The following is a 20,347-nucleotide window of genomic DNA, read 5'->3' as shown; positions in this document are numbered from 1 at the left end:
GCGCCGAGTCGGCGCCGGTTCACGGGCGACGCACCGGGGGGCGGCCGGAGCCGATCGTGGTGTCTTCCGTGTCACTGCACGGTAAACGGGTTTCGCACCCCTGCCAAGACGAGGGACAGCGGATGGGACGCCCGGCATACACATAACGGTCAGTCGGGCACGGCGAGGCATCAAATGCAACGGCGTACGGTCGTCCGCAGGACCGATCCGTCGGCGGACCGGTCGGGAAAGTGACGTTTCCCGTGCTCGGGACGCATGCCGGGCGGGAAAACCGGACGCCGGTCGCTATGCTGACGTCGATACACGCGCCCCTGTAGCTCAGCTGGCCAGAGCACTCGCCTTGTAAGCGAGATGTCGCCGGTTCGATCCCGGCCGGGGGCTCCAGACCTTCACCAGCCAGATGCCGACCGGAGTGCCCGTCAAGGGCCGGCCGGGCGGATGGCTGATATCCCCTTGAACGTGACCGGTTGATGCGGCTGGTGCGGATCGAGGGTGCCCACCGACGCCGGCGCGGCGAGCCCCGCCGTTGGTCATCTCGTCCGGCGGCGTCGGTCGGCCACGAGCGTGAGGGCGGCTGCGGCGCCGGCGGCCGCGAGGACCGGCACGGGTTTGACGCGTACCGCGGTGCCGACCTTCGCTGTCACGGCACGTGCGGAGGTCACCTCGGTGGACTCGGTCTTGCCGGTGGTCTGGGTGCTGGCCGAGGCCGAGTTGCGTGCCATGGTCATGGCCTGACGGGTCTTCTGCTTGGCGATCGCCCCGCGCTGGGAGGCCTTCTGGCTCATCGTGCGGAACATCTGCGTTGCCGAGGTCTTCGCCGACCGGCTGGCCGTGGTCAAGCGCTGCCGCAGTCCGCCGGCCGCTGAGGTGGCCTGGCCGCCGAGGCGGGTCTTGACGTCGGTCTTGGCTGCCAGGGCGGCAACGGTTTCCCCCAGCTCCGCCCGCGTGTGCTGGATGTCCTGCCGTACGTTGTCCGGACCGTTGCTTGGGCTTGCCGTGCTCATGGCCGCCTCCGCCTGCTGCTGGAACCTTCTGGCATACGTGCCCTCACGAGTTCTCGCGTACCGGAATGGCCAGAGACGCCAACGACGGTGATGTGGCTGGCCAGGTCCGACTGGTGCTGCGGGACCGGGTCAGCCTTGCTGTACCGCTGGCGTTTTCACCGAGCCCGGCGAGGGTTCGTCGGATCGCCGGCCCAGAGCCGGCCAGGCGGTGTCTCCCAGAGGGCCGGCTGTATCAGCCGCCGGGATGTCACCCGTCTGCCTGCGACGTCGCAGGGCCAGCGCGCCCATCGCTCCGGTCAGTGCCCCCACCCCGAACGCAATGATCAACGCTTGCCGAATGCTCGAGTGGCTTCTGCGCGCCATGATCGCTCCCTGAACCCCACGTGTCCGCACGGCCCTGATTGTCCGACTCCACGGCAGCGGCCCTGCCCCTGATCGGCAGACTTGTATGGCAGCCGCACGAGGCCACCGCTCACGGCCGCCAGGAGCCGCCGTTTGGGCTCCAGGAGGGGCAGCCATGAGTGAGACTGGAACCGCGGCCTGGCGCGGTGGTCGCCACGTGGAGTCGGGACCGCAGAGCAATCACGATCACGTCATCCCACCGCGGGTGGGATGACGCGGAGCCGTGCGGATATCTGGGACGGGTCAGTGGCCGAGCGCCGACCGCCGCGGGAGGCGCAGCCTGCGGTGGAGTTCGCTGCTGCGGGCTCAGCATCGATGGCCGTGGGCCGACTGCGGACGGTGGGGACGTCGAGTGAGACCCGTGCCTGCGGGTTGCGGTCGACATCGCCGGACCGAACCTGTCGATTGGTGCAGCTTTCAGGAGTAACGAGGGTGAGCGAGACGAGTTTTGATGCCCGCAGCGAGCGGGGCAGTGAATACGCTGACCTGTCCCGCCTGGTGCGAGGTGCTGGGCTCCTGCACCGGCGGCCCGGCCACTACGCGTTGCGCATGGGGTTGGTGCTCGGTTGTCTCGGCGTGGCGGGCGTGGTGTTGGTCCGGCTCGGGCAGTCGTGGTGGCAGATCGTGGTTGCGGCGTTCCTTGCGGTGATCTTCGCTCAGGCGGGGTTCATCGGCCACGACGCCGGCCATCGCCAGATTTTCCGCTCCCGCAGCGCCAACGACGCGGTTGGCCTGGTGTTCGGCAACCTGTTGATCGGTCTCAGTTACGGGTGGTGGGTGGACAAGCACAACCGGCACCACGCCCATCCCAACACTGAGGGCCATGATCCGGACATCGTGGTGGCGCCCTTGTCGTTCACTTCCGGGCAGGCCGAGGCGCGGCGCGGCCTCGGGGCGATGTTCGTCCGGCACCAAGCGGCGCTGTTCTTCCCGCTGCTGCTGCTGGAGGGTCTGCACCTGCACGCCAACAGCGTCAAGGCGGTGCTCGGCCGCGCCCGGCTCAAGCACCGCCCGATCGAAGCCAGCCTGCTCGCCCTGCACATCGGCGGCTATCTCACGGCCGTGTTCCTGCTCCTGGACATCCCGCAGGCGATCGTGTTCATTCTGGTCAACCAGGGCCTGTTCGGCTTGTACCTGGGTTGCTCGTTCGCGCCCAACCACAAGGGCATGCCCATCCTCGACCGAGCAGACAGCCTCGACTATCTGCGGCGACAGGTGCTGACCTCTCGCAACGTGCGTGGCGGATGGCTCATCGACGTCCTGCTCGGCGGGCTCAACTACCAGATCGAGCATCACCTCTTCCCCAGCATGCCCCGACCGAACCTGCGCCGCGCCCAGCCACTGATCCGCCAGTTCTGCATCGCGCACGGCGTCTCCTACTACGAGACCACGCTGCCCCGCTCGTGGGCGCAAACGCTGCGGCACCTGCGGACAGTCGGCAGGCGACCGACCCAACCTGCAACCGACACACGGAACGGACCGACCAGCGACTGACGATGGCAGACCGAGATGCCGTGTGAGCAGGAGTACAAACAACAACGGTGCGGCGATCAGACGCAGACCCAGCAGTACAGGCGTTCATGACGTGCTGTCGCTGCGCCCGCCAAGGTCGCCAGCTCGATCAGGATCTCGGCCAGGTCGGAGGGCTCTCCCTGCCCCCAGAACTCCTCGCTCTGCGACCAGGGCACCGCAACTTCACGTAGCTGGCTCTCCGAGGCGCCAGCCAGCGCCGCCTGGATTTCGTCCGTCAGCGAGACGACAAGTAGCTCGCCGTCATGACGAACAGCGACGGCGCGGCCCCACCTCGGATTCTCGGTGACGGATTCGTAGTCGACGCCCGTCAGTAACTCCTCCAGCTTCCCGAGCTGCACAAAGGGTTCTATCCCCTTCAACTCGACAACATCGGAGCCGCGGTCTGAAGCGGCGCGCGGACCGCCGAGAACATCGATCACCGCAGCGGCAGCGTCATCGGAGCCGGCCGAAAAGTAGTCGCAGAGAAGCCCCACGGCGCGATCATGCCAGCAGCGCGTGGGATTTGGTTACCGTCTGCGCCAGGCGCCGGCATCGCGGTAGCGCCACCAGTACAGGACGGTCAGGTCGTCCGGCCACGGTGCGAGTTGGCAGAGGGTCGGTTCGAAGGTGTCGCGGCGAAGGTCGATAGGGCGCCAGTGCGGTTCGCGGTCATGGTTGTTCGGGTCGGCCAGCTCAACCCCCAGCGGCAATCCGGTGCAGGCGCCGGTATGTGCGAAGTTCCGCTGGCCCTCGATGAGTGAGACCTTGTTGGCGCCGCTGGCGAGCTGTGGCCAACGTAGCTGGAGGATGTCGTCTTCCCACCAGCAGACCGGGCAGATGGCGTAACTGCCCGGCGCTCCTTTCATCGTCCGGTAGCCGCAGCACGGACAGGGGAGTGCCAATTCCACACCGCTACCGTCGGCTCTTAACTGCAGTGGTGTCTCCTGACTTACGTCGCGAGCACAGGCCGCGAGCAGCCCTAGGGCCGCGACAGAGCCGATGGGATCAGGTGCATCGCGTCGAACTGTGCTGACTCCACGATCTGCTGCTGCCCACGCTGGTTGACCTGCACCGACTGGGGCGGGCGCCCCGGCGTGCCGTCGCGCCATTCGCCAATCTTGACCTATGGCAATCGATTGTCTGCGTCCGTGGGGTGGGGCACGATCCTGCTTACCACACGGAGGGGGCAGCGATGAGGCTGCGTATGGGGATCGTCGTTCTGCTGTCCGCGCTGGTCGGTGTGCTGGTTGGGGCCGCCCCCGCCCAGGCGGAAGACCTGTCGGTGACGATCACGTCGCCGGCCAACGGGAGCACCGGGCCCAGCGACATCAGCGTCACTGGTACCTCCAACGCCGACCCGAGCGCCTACCGCCTCGTCCTGGTCGTCAACGGCGAGGACCGTTACGGGACCCTGCGCGCCGACGGCACCTGGGAGATGGTGTACCAGCAGTTCGACTACGGCTGGAACACCTTGTGCGCGCAGATCCGCAACCTCGACCTGAACGTCACCTACGCCAGCTACTGCTCGGCCTACCAGGTGCTGCCGCCGCCGCTGGAGTTGTACATCACCTGGCCCTACGACGGTGCCATCGTCGACCCGACCGTGAAGATCACCGGCTACGTCAACTACGAGTCCAACATCAAGGTGTACGTCGACGGCAGTGGGCCGACCCTGCTGAGCGGCGTCTCGGGTTCCTTCGTCTACGACGGCGGCTACATCGTTGACGGGACGTACACGACGGTCTTCCAGGCCACGGACATCTACGGCAGGACGGCGACGGCCAGCGTCACGTTCACCGTCGACGGCACGGCGCCACCGACGCCCGTCGTCACCTCGCCGTCGCCGAAGAAGGTCATCACGACGAAGACGTTCACGATCAGCGGTACCGGCGAGCCGTCGACCGAGGTGTGGATCCAGCCCGAGTCGGGCCAGGCGGCCACCGAGTCCATCGCGGCGGACGGGACGTGGACCCATACCTTCGGTACCTACGACCTGGAGTCCTACTACACCGGGCGGCGCACGCCCTTCACGTTCAGCGTCGCCGGCTACGACACGGCCGGAAACTTCTCGCCCGCGGCGTCGTACACGTACACGCTGAAGATCGCGCCGTGACCCGGCGGCCGGCCGGCCTCCAGGCTCAGCATTAGGGGCCCCGCACGACACCGGGGTGAATGCCGGACGGCGGCCAGGCGTACCGCCGGCGAGGTCGCTGCCCCCTCGGTCGGCGGGGTCTGGCCTAGGCTCGGCGGGGACGGGGGTCGGCGCGGGCCGGGAGGGTGCGATGAGTCGTGCGGTGGAAGAGTCGAACCGGGCGATGCTGCGGGCCCGGGACGCGATGGACCGGGCGTACGCCGAGCCGCTGGACATCCCCGCGTTGGCCCGGATCGCGCTCGTCTCCGAGGCGCACTTCATCCGGACGTTCCGCGCCACCTTCGGCGAGACCCCGCACCGCTACCTGCAACGCCGGCGGGTGGAACGGGCCATGTCGATGCTGATCGAGAGCGACCGGGACGTCACCGACATCTGCTTCGCGGTCGGGTTCAGCAGCCTCGGCTCGTTCAGCCGGACGTTCCGCCAGATCGTCGGCGAGTCGCCGAGCGACTTCCGCAGGAGCCGGTCGGCCGCCGCCGCGCACGTGCCGAGCTGCTTCACCAAGGCTTGGACCAGGCCCAGCAGTTTTGGATAAGCAGCAGGTCACCGCAGTCCTCTAGCGTTTCAGGCATGACGATGAACGCGATCAGCCGCTCCCAGATCTACGTCCTCGACCAGGACCAGGCCCTCGACTTCTACGTCGGCAAGCTCGGCATGGAGGTCAACACGGACCAGGACCTCGGCTTCATGCGCTGGCTGACGGTCAACCTCCCGGGTGACCAGGAGCGCGAGATCCTGCTGGAGAAGCCCGGGCCGCCCGCGCTGGACCCGGCCACCGCGGAGCAGGTCCGGGAGCTGCTCACCAAGGGGGCGCTGGGCGGCTACCTCTTCATGACCACCGACGACGCCCACAAGACGTACGAGGACCTGGTCGCCAAGGGCGTGGAGATCACCGACGAGCCGACCGAGCGGCCGTACGGTATCGACTTCGGCATCCGGGACCCGTTCGGCAACCGGATCCGGATCGGCCAGATGTTCCCCAGGTCCTGAGGGGACGGTGGCGGGGGCCGGCGACGCCGGGGCGGTGCGGGTCGGGAGGCGCGGGTTAGCATCGCGCCTCCCGACCTCACGAGGAGACGACCATGCCGACCCGCCTGCTCTACCTGGCCCGGCACGCCGAGCAGGAGAGCGCCGCCGCCGAGGCGCCCGAGGTGGGGCTCTCCGCGCGGGGCCGGCGGCAGGCGGCGCTGCTCGGCGAGCGGCTGCGGGGCGTACCGGTGCGCGCCGTCCACCACGGCCCGCTGCGCCGGGCCGCGGAGACCGCCGAGCTGGTCGCGGGGTCGCTGACCGGCATTCCGGTGTACGCGACGGAGCTGGCCGGCGACCACCTCCCGCATGACACCGACCCGGCCGGCCTGCCCCCGGCGTACGTGGACTTCCTGGCCGGGTTCCCGGCGGCCGAGCGGGTCGACGGGCCGCGACTGGCGGCGGAGGCCGTGGCGCGCTTCGCCACGGCCCCGGCCGAGGGGGACGTCCGGGAGTTGGTGATCACCCACAACTTCCTGATCGCCTGGCTGGTCCGGCACGCCCTGGGCGCGCCGGAGCGGCGCTGGCTGGGGTTGAACCACCACAACGCCGGGCTGACGGTGATCCGCTACAGCTCGGCCGGCCCGCCCAGCCTGATCGCCTTCAACGACGTCGCCCACCTGCCGCCGGAGCTGCGGGGCACCGGGCTGCCCCCGGATTATCGGGTGTGACCGGCGGCGTGCCCCGGCTACTGTCGGCCCGGTGACGACGACACCGGACGACCTGCCGATCTGCGAGTTCGCCTTCCCGGGGCCGCTGCGTGACCAGTTGGTCGCCGCCGTGCTCTCCGGGGCGAAGACCTCGACCACCGGGCTGTTGCAGGACTACGAGCGCGACGCTGAGCCGCTGCCGGTCGTGGGCGACCGTTCGGTGGTCGTCGACTCCGCCGGTCGTCCGGTCGCCGTGATCGAGCTGACCGAGGTGCGCATCGTCCGCGTTGGCGACGTCGACCTGGACCACGCCCGGGACGAGGGCGAGGGGTACGAGTCGGTCGCCGACTGGCGGGCCGGCCACGAGGAGTACTGGCACGGGCCGGACTACCGCGGCTGGCTGGGCGACCCGGATTTCACCGTGGACGACGACATGCTCGTGGTGGTGGAACGGTTCCGCCTGGTCACGGTGCTCTGATCACAGCCGCCCTGCCGGCAGCGGGACGATGTCCGACCGGCGGGCGCCCGAGGCCCGGTTGCCTCGCTACCAACCTGATGACGGGAATGCATCACGGCCGTCACCCGAGGCCGGCTCTCGACGGCTGGCGTTGATTCGTCGACGTCATCAAGTTTGTAGGCAGGCTGAGAGACAGCCAGTCGCGGCCGGGCCGGGCGAACGGCGACGCCGCTGGGGACGGGCCGGGGTGAACGGCGACGCTGGTCAGGTCGGGCCGGTCGAGGGGGCCAGGGGCAGGCCGGCGAGGAGGGTGTCGACCAGCGCGTCGGCGTCGGACGTCGACAGTGGACGCCGGGTCACCACGGCGCGCAGCCACACCGGCCCGAGCAGCAGGTCGGCCAGGAGCAGGTCGTCCACCGGGCCGGTGAGCTCGCCCCGGGTGCGGGCCCGGGCGGTCACCTCGGCCACGTGCGCGCAGTGCTGGCCGAGCAGCTCGTCGGCGAGTCGGGCCAGCTCGTCGTCCGCGCCGGTGTGCGCCAGCACGTCGGCGGCGAGCCGGCCGGGCCCGTCGCCGAGGAAGGCCGCCTTCGAACGCACCAGCGCGACCAGGTCCGCGCGCAGCGAGCCGGTGTCCGGCACCGGCAGATCGCGGGCGATGGCGTGCCGGAAGGTCGCCGCCACCAGCGACGGCTTCGAGGGCCACCAGCGGTAGAGGGTGGTCTTGTTGACCCGCGAGCGGCGGGCCACCCCCTCGATGGTCAGGCCGGCATACCCCTCGGTTTCCAGCAGGTCCAGCACGGCGGCGTGGATGGCCGCGGCGCCGCGCGGGCCGCGCCCGCCGCCGGCCGCGGCACCGGGGGCGGTCATCGGCCGGTGCGGCGCAGCAGGCGCAGCGCCGTAGTCATCCGGCGGGTCCAGGCCGCGGTCTCCGCGCCCGGCCGGTGGTACGCCGGCGCGAGGTCCAGCCCGCGCTGCCGGGCCACGGTCTTGACCCGGGTGAACCGGAGCAGCCCGTCGGCGCCGTGCCGGCCGCCCAGCCCGGAGTCCTTCCAGCCGCCCATCGGGGCGTCGATGCTGCCCCAGACGGCGGAGTAGCCGTCGTTGACGTTCACGCTGCCCGCGTCGATCCGGGCGGCCACCGCCTCGCCACGCGCGCCGGAGCCGCTGAACACGCTCGCGTTGAGCCCGTAGGCGGTGTCGTTGGCCAGTGCGACCGCCTCGTCGTCGGTGTCGAAGCGGTACACCGCGACGACCGGGCCGAAGGTCTCGTCCGCGTACATGGTCATGCCGGGGGTGACGCCGGTGAGCACGGCGGGCTCGAAGACGTACGGGCCGATGTCGGGGCGGTGCCGGCCGCCGGTGTGCAGGGTGGCGCCCTTGGCGACGGCGTCGGCGACGTGCGCGGTGACCGTGTCGAGCTGCCGCGCGGAGGCGAGCGAGCCGAGGTCGGCGTCGAAGTCGCCGCCGACCCCGAGCCGCAGGGTCGCGGTGCGGGACACGAAGCGCCGCAGGAACTCGTCGTGCAGCCGGTCGGCGACGTACACCCGCTCGACCGAGACGCAGAGCTGGCCGGCACTGGCGAAGCAGGCCCGGATCGCCCCCTCCACCGCCCGGTCCAGGTCAGCGTCGTCGAGCACCAGCAGCGGGTTCTTGCCGCCCAGCTCCAGCGACGCGGGGACCAGCCGGCGGGCCGCCTGGGCGGCGACCTCCCGGCCGACCCGGGTGGAGCCGGTGAAGCAGACCAGGTCGGCGCGCCCGGTGACCAGCGGGCCGACGTCGGCGCCCTCCCCGGCGACGACCTGCCAGAGCGCGGCGGGCAGCCCGGCCGTGACGGCCAGGTCGCGCAGCCAGAGCGCGCTGAGCATGGTGGCCGGGTCGGGCCGGTGCACCACCGCGTTGCCCGCCATCAGGGCCGGCAGCACCTCGGCGCCGGCGAGCGAGAGCGGGTAGTTCCACGGCGAGACGACGCCGACCACGCCGACCGGGGAGCGCAGCTCGACGGTGCGGGTGAGCACCGGCAGGGCGCCGGCCCGGCGTCGGGGGCGGAGCAGCCGCCCGGTGGCCCGCGCGTAGTAGCGCGCGGTGATGGCCACGTCGAGGACCTCCTCGACGGCGTGCCGGCGGGCCTTGCCCGACTCCAGCTGGATCAGGTCCAGCCCCTCGGCCTGCCGGTCGAGGACGAGGTCGTGCAGCCGGAGCAGCGCGGCGGCCCGACGGGCGACCGGCAGGGCCGCCCAGGCCCGCTGGGCGTCGGCCGCGTCGGCGAAGGCACCCGCCACATCGGCCGGGCCGCTCGACGGTACGTCCACCGTCGGCGCCCCGGTCAGCGGGGAAAATGCGGTGAACGCGGGACCGCTGCCCCGGACCTGGCCCACCAGCTCCCCGGCCCGGTCGGGCACCACCGGGGGCACCCCGCCGGTGGCCGGGTTGCTCGGGGCGGCGGCCTGCGAGGCGAACGCGGCGGCGGTCATGACCTGCACGCTACGCAACGCAACGTCGCGTTGCAAAGTGGCGTGGGCCACCGGGAACGCGTCGAGGGGTCGCCCGGGCGGGACGACCCCTCGAAGGAGAACGGCTGTCAGCGCGACTGGACGGCCTGCACGACGGCCTCCGCCATGGCCCGGGCCGACTGCGGGTTCTGGCCGGTGACCAGGCGGCCGTCGGTGACCACCTGCTCGGTGAAGTTCGGCGCCGGGACGTGGGTGGCGCCGGCGGCGGTCAGCTTGTCGGCGAGCAGGAAGGGGACCGCGTCGGTGAGGCCGACGGCGTTCTCCTCGTCGTTGGTGAAGCCGGCCACCCGCTTGCCCGCCACCAGGTACGACCCGTCGGAGAGCTTCAGGTTCACCAGCGCCGCCGGGCCGTGGCAGACCGCGGAGACCACGCCGCCGCGCTCGTAGATCGACGCGGCGATCCGAGCCAGGTCCGGGTTGTCCGGGAAGTCCCACATCGCGCCGTGGCCCCCCGCGTACACGATCACGTCGTAGCCGGCCGGGTCGACGTCCGCGGCCGTCGGGGTGTTCGCCACGTCGGCGGTGGCCAGGAAGTCGTTCTGGGTCTTGTCGTTCTCGTCCCGGCCGTCCAGCGGCGGCTGGCCGCCGGCGACCGAGACCAGGTCGACGTCCCAGCCGGCACCCCGGAAGATTTCCCACGGCTCGGCGGCCTCGCCGACGTAGAAGCCGGTCTCCCGGCCGGTGTCGCCGAGCTGGCGGTGGCTGGTCAGAGCGATGAGTGCACGTGTCATACCGACCATGCTGGCTCGCGAACCCATGGCCGACCAATAGGCGAATGACACACCGGCGACAGGTTTGCCTGGCTCAGCCGCCGGTGGCCCGGGTCAGCAGCTCGACCGCGGCGCGGGTCGCCGGCGGTCGGGCGGCGTCCGAGGGGCAGTCGACGTAGAACGACCTCGTCGCGCCGACGGTGAGCTGGTACTCGTAGGCGTCCCGGCACACGGTCGACGCGGTGGGCCGGGTCGCCTCGGCGGCGAGCCGGGGGTCGGCGACCAGGGAGCGGAGCTGGTCGAGCTGGGCCGGGGTCAGCTGCCCGCTGCCCCGGGCCCCGTCGCCGGTGACGGTCCAGCGGCCGTCCGGCTCGACGGTGACCGTCCGGGTCTGCCCCGCGAAGCCGCCGGTGCGGTTCAGCACCACCCGGGGGAGCGTCGTGCCCGTGGTGGCCGGCGCGCCGGTCGTCGCGGGGGCCGAGGTCCCGCCGCCAGGGGTGCTGCTCGCCGGGGTGGCCCCGGTGGACGCGGTGGCCCCGGTGGCCGAGGCGGACGGCGACAACCCAGGTGACGCCGGGTCGGTCGCTGAGCAGCCGGTCAGCAGGGCGGCGGCGACCATGATCTTGACAGCGGCAGGGGCGGGTGATCTCATGCCGATCGGACGTGCATCGACGCCGCCGGGTTCCCTCACCAGGACTCCTCCTCCGTTCGGCCAGTGTCGAGGGCTGGAAGCGCTCCACCCCTTCTCTTTTCCGCGGTGTATCGCTATATCTACATGCGTGACTACCCCCGTCACAACTTCCCTTGTCAGGAGGGCACGTGAAAAGAACCCTCGCCGCCGTCAGCGCAGCTCTGCTCACCAGCGGGGTGCTGACCTGCGTCGCCACCGCAGCGCAAGCGGCCCCCACCGCCCCCGCCCCGGACACCTCACCCGCAGCTCGTGCCGAAAGCCTGCTCCGTAGCAACCCCGGCGCCGTCCAGGGCGCCAGCGGAGAGTCGTACCAGGCCGTCCGTACGAAGGTGGACGCCAACGGAGCGGCGCACACCCGCTACACCCGCACCTACAAGGGCCTCCGCGTCTACGGTGGTGACTTCGTCATCCACACGGCGCCCAACGGCAGCTACGCCGGCACCTCCGTCGGCCTCGCCGCCCCGCTCACCCTCGGCACCGGCGCCAAGATCTCCTCGGCGGCGGCCAAGTCGACCGCGCGCAAGACGTTCTCCGGCAGCCTCACCACCGTGGGCGCCCCGGAGCTCTTCGTCGACGCCAGCTCCGGCCGGGGCCGCCTCGCCTGGGAGACCGTCGCCTCCGGCTGGAAGGCCGACAAGCAGACCCCGTCGAAGCTGCACGTCATCACCGACGCCGCCACCGGCCGGGTGATCGGCTCGTACGACGAGATCGAGTCCGTGGCCGGCACCGGCAACAGCATCTACTCCGGCACGGTCAGCATCGACACCACGCTCTCCGGCAGCACGTACCAGATGATCGACCCGTCGCACGGCAACAACTCCACCTGCGACATGAACAACGGCACGTCGACCTGCACGACGTTCACCGACGCCGACAACACCTGGGGCACCGGCACCAACTCCAACCGGCAGTCGGCCGGTGTGGACGCCCACTTCGGCGCCGCCAAGACCTTCGACTACTTCAAGAACGTGCACGCCCGCAACGGCATCTTCGGCAACGGCACCGGCGTGCCGAGCCGGGTGCACTACGGCAGCAACTACGTCAACGCCTTCTGGGACGGCTCCCGGATGACGTACGGCGACGGTTCGAGCAACGCCCGCCCGCTGGTCTCCCTCGACGTGGCCGGCCACGAGATGAGCCACGGCGTCACCGAGAACGTGGTGCCCGGCGGCCTGACCTACTCCGGCGAGTCCGGCGGCCTCAACGAGGCCACCAGCGACATCTTCGGCTCGATGGTCGAGTTCTACGCCAACACCACCGCCGACCCGGGTGACTACCAGGTCGGCGAGAAGATCAACATCAACGGCAACGGCACCCCGCTGCGCTACATGTACAACCCGTCGCTGGACGGTTCGTCCGACAGCTGCTGGACCACCAGCACCAAGAACAAGGACGTGCACTACTCGTCCGGCCCGGCCAACCACTTCTTCTTCAACCTGGCCGAGGGCACCGGCTCCACCGCGTACGGCACCTCGCCGGTCTGCGGCTCCGCCCCCGCGGTGGTCGGCATCGGTCGCGCCAAGGCCGAGAAGATCTGGTTCCGCGCCCTGGACGTGTACTTCACCTCCAACACCTCGTACGTCAACACCACCACCCCGTCGAACACCGCCCGGGCCTACAGCCTGCGGGCGGCGACCGACCTGTACGGCAACTGCTCCACCGAGTACAAGGCCGTCCAGGCGGCGTGGACCGCGGTCGCCGTCTCCGGCAGCGACGCGCCCTGCACGTCGACCGGGAACGACTTCTCCGTCTCGCTCTCCCCGACCTCCGGCTCGGTGACCGCGGGCGGTTCGGTCTCCACCACCGTCGCCACCGCCACCACCAGCGGCACCGCGCAGACCGTGACGTTCTCCGCGTCCGGCCTGCCGACCGGCGCGTCCGCGTCGTTCAACCCCACCTCGGTGACCTCGGGCGGCTCGTCCACCCTCACCATCGCCACCTCGGCGAGCACCCCGGCCGGCACCTACACGGTGACCGTCACCGGCGCCGGCGCGGTGAGCCACTCGGCCAGCTACACGCTGACCGTGAACGGCACCGGCGGCGGCTGCACCGGCGCCGGCCAGAAGCTCGGTAACCCCGGCTTCGAGTCCGGCAACACGGTCTGGGCCTCCACCTCCGGCGTCATCGGCCAGTACGGCGGCAGCGGCCAGCCGACCCACGGCGGCACCTGGAACGCCTGGCTGGACGGGTACGGCACCACCCACACCGACACGCTCTCCCAGTCGGTGAGCCTGCCGGCCGGCTGCACGTCGTACAACTTCAGCTTCTGGCTGCACATCGACACGTCGGAGACCACCACCAGCATCGCGTACGACACCCTCAAGGTGCAGGTGCTCAACTCCTCCGGGACGGTGCTGGCGACCCTGGCGACCTACTCGAACCTGAACAAGGCCACCGGGTACACCCAGCGGTCGTTCTCGCTGGCCTCGTACGCCGGCCAGACCGTCACCCTGAAGTTCAGCGGCGTCGAGGACTCCTCGCTCCAGACGTCCTTCGTGATCGACGACACCGCGGTCAACGTCTCCTGACCTGACCTGACCTCGCCGTCGGCGGGCCCGGCGGCCACCCCTCGCGGGTGGTCGTCGGGCCCGCGCCGTTATGGTCGCCGGGACGGGTCCCGGCACGCGGCGGCCCCGCGGAGAGGGGTGGTGGCGGTGCCGGACGCCGAGCTGACCGTCGAGGTGACCGGCGCCGTGGCGACGGTGACGATCCGCCACCCCGGGCGGCGCAACGCGATGACACCGGCCATGTGGCGGCAGCTCCCGGGTCTGCTGGACGACCTGGAGGCCGACCCGGCGGTGCGGGTCCTGGTGCTCACCGGCGCGGACGGCGCGTTCTGCGCCGGCGCCGACCTGGGTGACCTCGACGAGCTGCTGGACGCCGGCGACCGGAGCATCGCGGTCGCCGCCGAGGAGCGGCTCGCCGCCTTCGCCAAGCCGACCATCGCGGCGATCCAGGGCCCCTGCGTCGGCGGCGGCTGCCAGCTCGCGGTCGCCTGTGACCTGCGGATCGCCGCCCCCGACGCCCGGTTCGGCGTACCCCCGGCGCGGCTCGGGCTGGTCTACCCGGCGCCGACCACCCGGCGGCTGACCCGGCTGGTCGGCCCGTCCACCGCAAAGTTCCTGCTCTTCACCGCCGAGCTGATCGACGCCGAGCGGGCGTTGCGGGTGGGGCTGGTCGACGAGGTGGTCGACGACCTCGCCGCCCGGGTCGACGCGGTCACCGCCGCCATCGCCCAGCGCTCCCAGTTGAGCGTCGCGGCGGCCAAGGAGATCGTCGACGACCGGGCCAACAGCACCCGGATCGCCTGGTGGCACGGGAAGGCGCGGTCCAGCGGCGAGGCCCGCGAGGGGGTGGCGGCGTTCCACGAGCGCCGGTCGCCGCGCTTCACCTGGTCGCCGTCCGGCCGGAACTGACGGCTCGGGGCCGGCGGGCGCCGCGCCGGGGGTGTACCCCCGACACGGCCCCCTGTGCCCGCCGGCCGGTCTCGTCACCGCCCGGCGAACGCGGCCCAGCTCGGCACGACCGGCTCGCGGCGCAGCGGCATGCCCGCCTCGGCCGGCGTCCGGTCGCCCTTGCGCTGGTTGCAGGCGTAGCAGGCGGCGGTGGTGTTCCGCCAGGTGTTCCGGCCGCCGCGCGAGCGGGGCAGGACGTGGTCGACGGTGCTGGCCGGGCCGCCGCAGTACGCGCAGCAGCGGGCGTCGCGGCGCAGCACGCCGGCCCGGGACCAGGCCGGCCCGGCGCTGAACCGCCAGCGGGTCACCACGTACCGGACGAGGCGGACCACCCGGGGGACCGGGAAGACGCCGATCACCTGGTCCGGCTCGGCCTCGTGGATCTCCGCGACCCGGCGGCACAGCATCCGGATGGCGTGCTGGACGGTGACCCGGTGCAGCGGGCCGAGGTCGGCGTTGATGACGAGGACGGCGTCCACCGGGCTCTCCCTTCACGATCGGCGGCGGAGCGGGCCGGACAGCGAAAAGCCGTCCGGTCCATGGTGGGACGGGCGGCTGAAGGCGCGTGCGGACACGCGTCAGTCGGGCCACCCGTCCCGGGGACCTTCGGCTCGGTGACCGCCGCTGGGCAGCGTCGACGGCACACGGGTGGCGTGCGCGTTCGTCATGCTGAACTCCCGATCCGGCGGTTGACCTTGCGCGATCACGGTAGGTCGGCGGGGGAGAGAGGGGCAACGTATTTCGATCCGCCCTCGACGGAGTACGGCGGGAGCACCACGTCGGCCCGGTGCGCTGCCACCCTCCGACCTCCCGTGCCGGCGGTGCGCCGGGGTCGATCGACGTCAGTCGAGCGTAGATCAGGATCTGGGGCCGAAAGGGCGAATCGCCTGATGGCGATACGGCCGACATCACCCTGCGTAATGCGTACCCCCGCTTGTCGCCGTGAGTGATATGACTCTGCGGCATATTTATGACGTTCAGTCATATCACTCACGGCGAGAAGTGGCTGCCGGCCGCGACACGCCCGACAGCCGGGCACCCGCGGCGCAAGCGGCGCAAGCGGCGAGGTGACCGGTCGCGCGACGCGCCGGACTGCCCGGAGGGGGGTGTCCGGGATCCCTCAGCGGCGCGCCAGCAGCCCCCGCGGGCGGATCGAGCGGACCGGCTCGGCCGCCGCGCCCGCACGCCGCAGGATGTGGTTCGCGGCGATGATCCCGGTCGCCGCCGACCGTTCCATCAGGGCGCTGGGGAACTCCGTGGAGATGCCGTCCCCGGCCAGGTAGAGGCCGCGGGCGTCGGTGCGTACCCCCGGACGGCCGGTGTGACTGCCGGGCGTGAACGCCGGGGCCTGCGCCTCGACCCGGGCGCGCAGCTCGCGCACCCGCAGCCCGGCCACCTCCGGCCAGAGCGCGGTCAGCTCGACCCGCATCCGCTCGGCCAGCTCCTCGGCCGGCACGTCCGGCTCGCAGGCGTACGCGTGCAGCTCCACCACCGCGCCGCCGGTCCGCTCCGCCCAGCGGCGGGACTCGTTCTCCAGCCGGTGGTAGAGGGTCACCGAGTCCAGGGTGGGCTGCCGGGACACCCCGCTGAACACCGCCCGGTCGGCGCGCACGTCCCCGTCCAGCCAGTAGCGCGCCACCGCGTACGGCGGGCCGGCCTGCCCGAACGCGGGCATCGCCGCCACCAGCCGGGGCGCCGCCGCGACCAGGCCGGGCGAGGCGGCCACCAGCGCGGCCAGCGCCGGCGGGTCGACGGCCAGCACCACGTGACCGGCGTCGTACGACATGCCGTCCGCGACGGTCACCCGCCAGCCGTCCGGGCTCCGGTCCAGCCGGGTCGCGGCGGCGCCGGTGACCACCCGGCCGCCGTACTTCTCCACGTGCCGGGTCAGCGGCTGCCAGATCGCGGTCGCGTAGTCCTCGTCCGGGCAGTCGAAGGCCAGCCCCTCCGGGTTGCCGAGCAGGTAGAAGTGGAACTGGGCGATCATCTCGGCGGCCGACATCTCCGCCTCGTGGTTGAAGAACGAGTGCGAGAAGACCTCGAAGAGCATCGCCCGGGCCCGATCCGGCAGGCGCAACGAGGCGAGCAGTTCGTCGGCGGTGGTGTGGTCGAACTCGGCGTAGGTGCGCACCGGGTCGTAGCTGAGCAGCGGCAGGGCCGCGTCCCGATCCATTCCGCGCAGGTCCGCCAGGCGCAGGCTGGGGCTGCGCAGCAGCAGCGCGAGCAGGTTCGCCGGCGCTGCGGGCGGCAGCTTGCCGAACTCCTCGCTGGGCCACCGCTCGCTCAGGATCGGGTAGCCGGGGATCGGCTTGAGGAAGCCCAGCTGCGGGTCGACCCGGCGCAGGATGGCCCGCCAGTTGTAGTACTGCCGGAAGAAGGCGTGGAAGCCGTGCTCGTTCTGCTGGCTGCCGTCGGGCAGCTGCTCCGGCCAGGCGCCGAGCCGGCCACCCAGGATCGGCGCGGCCTCCAGCACCGTCACGTCCACCCCGCGCTCGGCGAGCACCACCGCCGCCGACATGCCGGCGATGCCGCCGCCGACCACCACCGCCGTGACCGGGCGCGGCACCCGGGGGGCACCGCCGCCGCCCGGGTCCACCTCGTGCTCGCGTACGCCGATGAGCCGACCCAACAGTTGCGACAGCGCCATGTGCACCTTCCCGCCCGACCGAGTCCCCAGTCTGCCCGCTCAGCCGTCGGACGGCAGCAGGCAGCGTCGATCCCGGTCCGAGGCCGGCCAGACGTACTCCAGGTCGGGCGGGATCTCGCCGAAGCGGGGCCGGTAGTGCTCCGGGTCCTTGCGCAGCAGCGACGAGCGGTGGCTCAGGTGCAGGTCCTCCCGACCCAGCCAGGGCGGCAGCTCACCGGCCCCGGCCAGCTCGGCCTGGGTACGGATCGCGGTGATGCCGCACGCGGCGGCGAGGTCCGTGGCCATGGTCGCCGCGCAGGTGTCGGCCCGGCCCGGCTCGGACCAGACCGCGCACATGTCGAGCCCGTACCGGGTCAGCGCCTCCTCGTAGCCGGCCCACATCTTCACCGCCGGGTGGTTGCGCCAGCCGTAGTTCGGCCGGGTCAGCCCGCGCAGCACCTGGATGGTCTCCACCCGCTGCTTGCCCAGCCGCTTCTGGTCGAGCACCCGCGCGCTCGCCAGGAAGTCCGGGTACGGGAGGAAGGTCTGCATGCCGGTGCTCTACCCGTCGCCGGCCCGGACATGCCGGCACGCCCGACGTTCATGATCACGGGGGCTGCGCCCGGTGCGACCGGCTGACTACCATCCGGTCATGGCCGAACCCCTGCGCGACCGCGCCCGGCGCGCGACGGGCTGGCGGCTGCGGATGAACGGCGAGACCCGCCCGCACTACGTGGTCTGCGGGAACGATCCGCTGGCGTACTGGGTGGTCCGGGCGCTGCTCGGCACCGAGCTGCCGTCGGGCCGGATCCGGATCACCCTGGTCGTGCCGGAGCGGCGCCGTTCCGAGGGCCCGGACGGCCGCGACCTGGACGGCATCCAGGTGGTCCGCGCCGACCGGCTCGACGAGGCCACCTTCCGCCGGGCCGGGCTGGCCGGCGCCGACGGGCTGGCCCTGCTGCACCAGGACGACGTGGGCAACATGCACGCCGCGCTCTGCGCCCAGGAGGTCGAGCCGCGGCTGCGCCTGGTGGTCCGGATGTTCAACACCAGCCTCGCCAACGGGCTGCGCCAGCTCTTCCCCGACTCGGCGGTCCTGTCGGACGCCTCGATGGCAGCCCCGGCGTTCGTCGCCGCGGCGCTCGGCGAGGTGGCCCCCACCCACTTCCGGCACGGCGGTCGCACCCTCTACGTGGCCCGCCGCGACGACGTACGCCCGGCGGACGTGGTCAGCGGCCTGGCCGTGACGACCGACCCCGACCTGGTCCGGGTGCTGCCCGCCGACGAGGCCGCGGCCGACGTGGTGCTCGCCGAGGCGACCGGGCAGCCGGTCGGCACCGAGCTGGCCGCCCGCCGACTGGTCCGGGCCCGCCGCCGGCGGCAGCCGCTGGCCGTGCTGCTCCGCGCGGTCCGCAGCTTCGCCACCCGCAAGATCGGCATCGCGGTCCTCCTGCTGCTGGCGGTGATCGCCGTGCTCGGCTGGCTCAACGGCCGGGCGGCGCACGTCAGCTGGGCCGAGGCGCTCTACCTCACCCTGGTCACCACGCTCAGCGGGCAGGACCCGGACGTCGGCAAGCCGGCCGCCGCGCAGATCATGCAGGTGGTGCTCAACCTCGCCGGGCTGGCGCTGATCCCGCTGATCACCGCCGTGGTCGTCGACGGCATCGTCAACGCCCGGCTGGCCCTGCACTCCGGGCGGATCCAGCCGGTCCGCGCCCGGCACGTGGTGGTGGTCGGGCTGGGCAACATCGGCACCCGGGTGATGGCGCAGTTGCGCGACTTCGGCGTCGAGGTGGTGGTGATCGACCGCAACCCCGAGGCCCGGGGCGCGGCGCTGGCCCGCCGGCTGGGCGTGCCGCTCATCGTCGGCGACGCGGCCCGGGAGGAGACGCTGCGGTCGGCCTCGGTGGAGCACTGCCAGGCGCTGGTGGTGGTCTCCACCGACGACGGGGTCAACCTGCGGGCCGCGTTGAACGCGCGGGCGCTCAACGCCGAGGTGCGGGTGGTGCTGCGGCTCTTCGACGGCGACTTCGCCGAGCGGATCCAGAAGGCGTTCGGCATCGGCATCTCGCGCAGCGTGTCGTACCTGGCCGCGCCCTCGTTCGCGGTGGCGCTGCTGGACCGCGCGGTGATCGCCACCATCCCGGTCGACCGGCACGCGCTGCTGGTGGTGGAGGTGCCGGTGGCGGCGGGCGCCCCGCTGGACGGCCGTCCGCTCGCCTCGGTGGCCCGCCCCGGCGAGGTACGCCTGCTCGCGCACACCCGGTCGGGGCAGAAGACCGACTGGAAGACCGACCCGCGGATGGTGATCTCGGCGGGGGACCGGCTGACCGTGGTGGCCCGCCGGGCCGGGCTCGCGGGGCTGCTGCGCGAGTCGACCCCGCCGCCGCCGGCGGTTCCGCCCCCGCCGGCCTCCCCGGCTGCGCCGGTACCCCGGGAGGGCCAGGACTGAATCCGGCGCCGAGTAGTCTCTCGCCGTGCTTGGTGGAGGCTTGGGACGTCGGATCCGGGAGCGGCAGCGCCCCGCGCGGGCGGGCGCACTCCCGTCGTGGCTGCGGGTGCGCCCGCCGTGGTGGGCGGTGGTCGCCGCGCTCGTGGTCGTCGCCGGTGGGCTGGCGTGGGCACTGTGGCCGGCCGACGCGCCGCCGCCGCGCCAGCGCGAGTACCGGGCGGAGACGGCGTGCCTGCTGACCGGCGAGAAGGGTGTCGCGGAGCCGGAGGCGGCACCGGTCTGGGCCGGGATGCAGGAGGCGTCCGTGGCCACCCACGTCAAGATCCAGTATCTCGAGGTGAACGGGCCGCAGACGGCGGAGAACGCCGAGACGTATCTGGCGAGCCTGGTTCAGAGCAGGTGTGATCTTATTCTCAGCGCCGGTCCGGGACCGGTGGGCGCATTGCGGGCCGGAGCGGCAAGATTCCCAACTGTCCACTTCGTGGGCATCAATGGTGGAACCGCCGCAAGCAACGTGTCCGTTGTGGAAGCAAAAAGCCCGCAAGTCGCGCAGCAGAAGGCCCGGGAACTGATTGCCGGGCTGGCCTCCTGAGGCGGAGCTTCTTTCAGCTTCCTCTCAGGAGGATCTGATCAGGGGGCTTGTTACCCGGGCCGGCTGACCCTCAAACTCCGCGAAGAAATTTTCACTTCACGGGGAGGG

The 20,347-nt window shown here is 72.0% G+C and carries 20 protein-coding genes and 1 tRNA gene; 11 read left to right on the top strand and 10 right to left on the bottom strand.

Annotated features, from left to right (window positions below; translation table 11 throughout):
- Positions 1–307: 307 nt before the first annotated feature.
- Positions 308–384 (top strand) — tRNA-Thr (locus V6U81_RS02800).
- Between the two features lie 146 nt (positions 385–530).
- On the opposite strand, the gene V6U81_RS02795 is transcribed toward V6U81_RS02800, so the two are convergent.
- Positions 531–1,004 carry a DUF3618 domain-containing protein gene (locus V6U81_RS02795; RefSeq protein ID WP_334483908.1) on the bottom strand — a complete coding sequence of 158 codons (474 nt, stop codon included), beginning with the start codon at positions 1,002–1,004 and terminating at the stop codon, positions 531–533.
- An 834-nt stretch (positions 1,005–1,838) separates the two neighbouring features.
- Here V6U81_RS02795 and V6U81_RS02790 point away from each other — a divergent pair.
- Positions 1,839–2,900, top strand: coding sequence for a fatty acid desaturase family protein (locus V6U81_RS02790; RefSeq protein ID WP_334483905.1), 1,062 nt, complete (start codon positions 1,839–1,841; stop codon positions 2,898–2,900).
- Between the two features lie 56 nt (positions 2,901–2,956).
- Here V6U81_RS02790 and V6U81_RS02785 read toward each other — a convergent pair whose 3' ends face one another.
- On the bottom strand, positions 2,957–3,412 hold the full coding sequence (locus tag V6U81_RS02785) for a hypothetical protein (RefSeq protein ID WP_334483903.1): 456 nt from the start codon (positions 3,410–3,412) through the stop codon (positions 2,957–2,959).
- Between the two features lie 33 nt (positions 3,413–3,445).
- Positions 3,446–3,826, bottom strand: coding sequence for a CPCC family cysteine-rich protein (locus V6U81_RS02780; RefSeq protein WP_334483900.1), 381 nt, complete (start codon positions 3,824–3,826; stop codon positions 3,446–3,448).
- 284 nt (positions 3,827–4,110) lie between these two features.
- Here V6U81_RS02780 and V6U81_RS02775 point away from each other — a divergent pair, with 284 nt between their 5' ends.
- The 5 genes from V6U81_RS02775 to V6U81_RS02755 all read left to right on the top strand — a co-directional run bounded on the left by V6U81_RS02775 (position 4,111) and on the right by V6U81_RS02755 (position 7,224).
- Entirely contained in the window at positions 4,111–5,031 is a 921-nt protein-coding gene (locus tag V6U81_RS02775) for a hypothetical protein (protein WP_334483898.1), read from the top strand.
- Between the two features lie 169 nt (positions 5,032–5,200).
- Positions 5,201–5,605 carry a helix-turn-helix domain-containing protein gene (locus V6U81_RS02770; protein ID WP_334483895.1) on the top strand — a complete coding sequence of 135 codons (405 nt, stop codon included), beginning with the start codon at positions 5,201–5,203 and terminating at the stop codon, positions 5,603–5,605.
- 35 nt (positions 5,606–5,640) lie between these two features.
- The gene (locus tag V6U81_RS02765; protein WP_334483892.1) at positions 5,641–6,060 is read left to right on the top strand and encodes a VOC family protein; all 420 of its coding nucleotides are present in this window, start codon (positions 5,641–5,643) and stop codon (positions 6,058–6,060) included.
- Between the two features lie 92 nt (positions 6,061–6,152).
- Positions 6,153–6,767: a histidine phosphatase family protein gene (locus V6U81_RS02760; RefSeq protein WP_334483890.1), complete on the top strand. Its 615-nt coding sequence runs from the start codon at positions 6,153–6,155 to the stop codon at positions 6,765–6,767.
- Positions 6,768–6,798: 31 nt separating this feature from the next.
- Positions 6,799–7,224 (top strand): ASCH domain-containing protein, encoded by a 426-nt coding sequence (locus tag V6U81_RS02755; protein WP_334483888.1) that lies wholly within the window; start codon positions 6,799–6,801, stop codon positions 7,222–7,224.
- 243 nt (positions 7,225–7,467) lie between these two features.
- Here V6U81_RS02755 and V6U81_RS02750 read toward each other — a convergent pair whose 3' ends face one another.
- From V6U81_RS02750 to V6U81_RS02735, 4 genes are all read right to left on the bottom strand, one after another.
- Entirely contained in the window at positions 7,468–8,070 is a 603-nt protein-coding gene (locus tag V6U81_RS02750) for a TetR/AcrR family transcriptional regulator (protein ID WP_334483884.1), read from the bottom strand.
- A complete protein-coding gene (locus tag V6U81_RS02745) occupies positions 8,067–9,674 on the bottom strand; it encodes a succinic semialdehyde dehydrogenase (protein WP_334483882.1) in 1,608 nt (535 codons plus the stop codon). The genes V6U81_RS02750 and V6U81_RS02745 overlap by 4 nt, the downstream gene beginning before the upstream one ends.
- A gap of 107 nt (positions 9,675–9,781) precedes the next feature.
- Positions 9,782–10,444, bottom strand: coding sequence for a type 1 glutamine amidotransferase domain-containing protein (locus tag V6U81_RS02740; protein ID WP_334483880.1), 663 nt, complete (start codon positions 10,442–10,444; stop codon positions 9,782–9,784).
- Between the two features lie 73 nt (positions 10,445–10,517).
- Positions 10,518–11,075: a hypothetical protein gene (locus tag V6U81_RS02735; RefSeq protein ID WP_334483877.1), complete on the bottom strand. Its 558-nt coding sequence runs from the start codon at positions 11,073–11,075 to the stop codon at positions 10,518–10,520.
- Positions 11,076–11,242: 167 nt separating this feature from the next.
- Between V6U81_RS02735 and V6U81_RS02730 the strand changes: the two genes are divergently transcribed.
- Positions 11,243–13,642, top strand: a complete 2,400-nt coding sequence (locus V6U81_RS02730; RefSeq protein WP_334483875.1) for a M4 family metallopeptidase — start codon at positions 11,243–11,245, stop codon at positions 13,640–13,642.
- Between the two features lie 120 nt (positions 13,643–13,762).
- Positions 13,763–14,530 (top strand): enoyl-CoA hydratase/isomerase family protein, encoded by a 768-nt coding sequence (locus V6U81_RS02725; protein WP_334483872.1) that lies wholly within the window; start codon positions 13,763–13,765, stop codon positions 14,528–14,530.
- A 74-nt stretch (positions 14,531–14,604) separates the two neighbouring features.
- On the opposite strand, the gene V6U81_RS02720 is transcribed toward V6U81_RS02725, so the two are convergent.
- From V6U81_RS02720 to V6U81_RS02710, 3 genes are all read right to left on the bottom strand, one after another.
- Entirely contained in the window at positions 14,605–15,048 is a 444-nt protein-coding gene (locus tag V6U81_RS02720) for an HNH endonuclease (RefSeq protein WP_334483869.1), read from the bottom strand.
- A 641-nt stretch (positions 15,049–15,689) separates the two neighbouring features.
- Positions 15,690–17,216, bottom strand: a complete 1,527-nt coding sequence (locus tag V6U81_RS02715; RefSeq protein ID WP_334483866.1) for an FAD-dependent oxidoreductase — start codon at positions 17,214–17,216, stop codon at positions 15,690–15,692.
- A gap of 39 nt (positions 17,217–17,255) precedes the next feature.
- A complete protein-coding gene (locus V6U81_RS02710) occupies positions 17,256–17,747 on the bottom strand; it encodes an MSMEG_6728 family protein (protein ID WP_334483863.1) in 492 nt (163 codons plus the stop codon).
- A 100-nt stretch (positions 17,748–17,847) separates the two neighbouring features.
- Here V6U81_RS02710 and V6U81_RS02705 point away from each other — a divergent pair, with 100 nt between their 5' ends.
- A complete protein-coding gene (locus V6U81_RS02705) occupies positions 17,848–19,647 on the top strand; it encodes a potassium channel protein (protein WP_334483860.1) in 1,800 nt (599 codons plus the stop codon).
- A gap of 127 nt (positions 19,648–19,774) precedes the next feature.
- Positions 19,775–20,239 (top strand): hypothetical protein, encoded by a 465-nt coding sequence (locus tag V6U81_RS02700; protein ID WP_334483857.1) that lies wholly within the window; start codon positions 19,775–19,777, stop codon positions 20,237–20,239.
- Positions 20,240–20,347 lie beyond the last annotated feature (108 nt).

Origin of the sequence: Micromonospora lacuserhaii, assembly GCF_036902735.1 — a bacterium.
In the GTDB taxonomy this organism is placed as follows: Bacteria; Actinomycetota; Actinomycetes; order Mycobacteriales; family Micromonosporaceae; genus Micromonospora.
The sequence above is the reverse complement of the archived record's forward strand: the minus strand, read 5'-3'. Positions and strand labels throughout refer to the sequence as shown.

Bases quoted from the DNA above. Each gene is read 5' to 3' on its own strand.
- V6U81_RS02795 (WP_334483908.1), bottom strand. From the start codon at position 1,004: ATGAGCACGGCAAGCCCAAGCAACGGTCCGGACAACGTACGGCAGGAC.
- V6U81_RS02775 (WP_334483898.1), top strand. From the start codon at position 4,111: ATGAGGCTGCGTATGGGGATCGTCGTTCTGCTGTCCGCGCTGGTCGGT.
- V6U81_RS02770 (WP_334483895.1), top strand. From the start codon at position 5,201: ATGAGTCGTGCGGTGGAAGAGTCGAACCGGGCGATGCTGCGGGCCCGG.
- V6U81_RS02765 (WP_334483892.1), top strand. From the start codon at position 5,641: ATGACGATGAACGCGATCAGCCGCTCCCAGATCTACGTCCTCGACCAG.
- V6U81_RS02760 (WP_334483890.1), top strand. From the start codon at position 6,153: ATGCCGACCCGCCTGCTCTACCTGGCCCGGCACGCCGAGCAGGAGAGC.
- V6U81_RS02750 (WP_334483884.1), bottom strand. From the start codon at position 8,070: ATGACCGCCCCCGGTGCCGCGGCCGGCGGCGGGCGCGGCCCGCGCGGC.
- V6U81_RS02745 (WP_334483882.1), bottom strand. From the start codon at position 9,674: ATGACCGCCGCCGCGTTCGCCTCGCAGGCCGCCGCCCCGAGCAACCCG.
- V6U81_RS02740 (WP_334483880.1), bottom strand. From the start codon at position 10,444: ATGACACGTGCACTCATCGCTCTGACCAGCCACCGCCAGCTCGGCGAC.
- V6U81_RS02735 (WP_334483877.1), bottom strand. From the start codon at position 11,075: ATGAGATCACCCGCCCCTGCCGCTGTCAAGATCATGGTCGCCGCCGCC.
- V6U81_RS02715 (WP_334483866.1), bottom strand. From the start codon at position 17,216: ATGGCGCTGTCGCAACTGTTGGGTCGGCTCATCGGCGTACGCGAGCAC.
- V6U81_RS02710 (WP_334483863.1), bottom strand. From the start codon at position 17,747: ATGCAGACCTTCCTCCCGTACCCGGACTTCCTGGCGAGCGCGCGGGTG.
- V6U81_RS02705 (WP_334483860.1), top strand. From the start codon at position 17,848: ATGGCCGAACCCCTGCGCGACCGCGCCCGGCGCGCGACGGGCTGGCGG.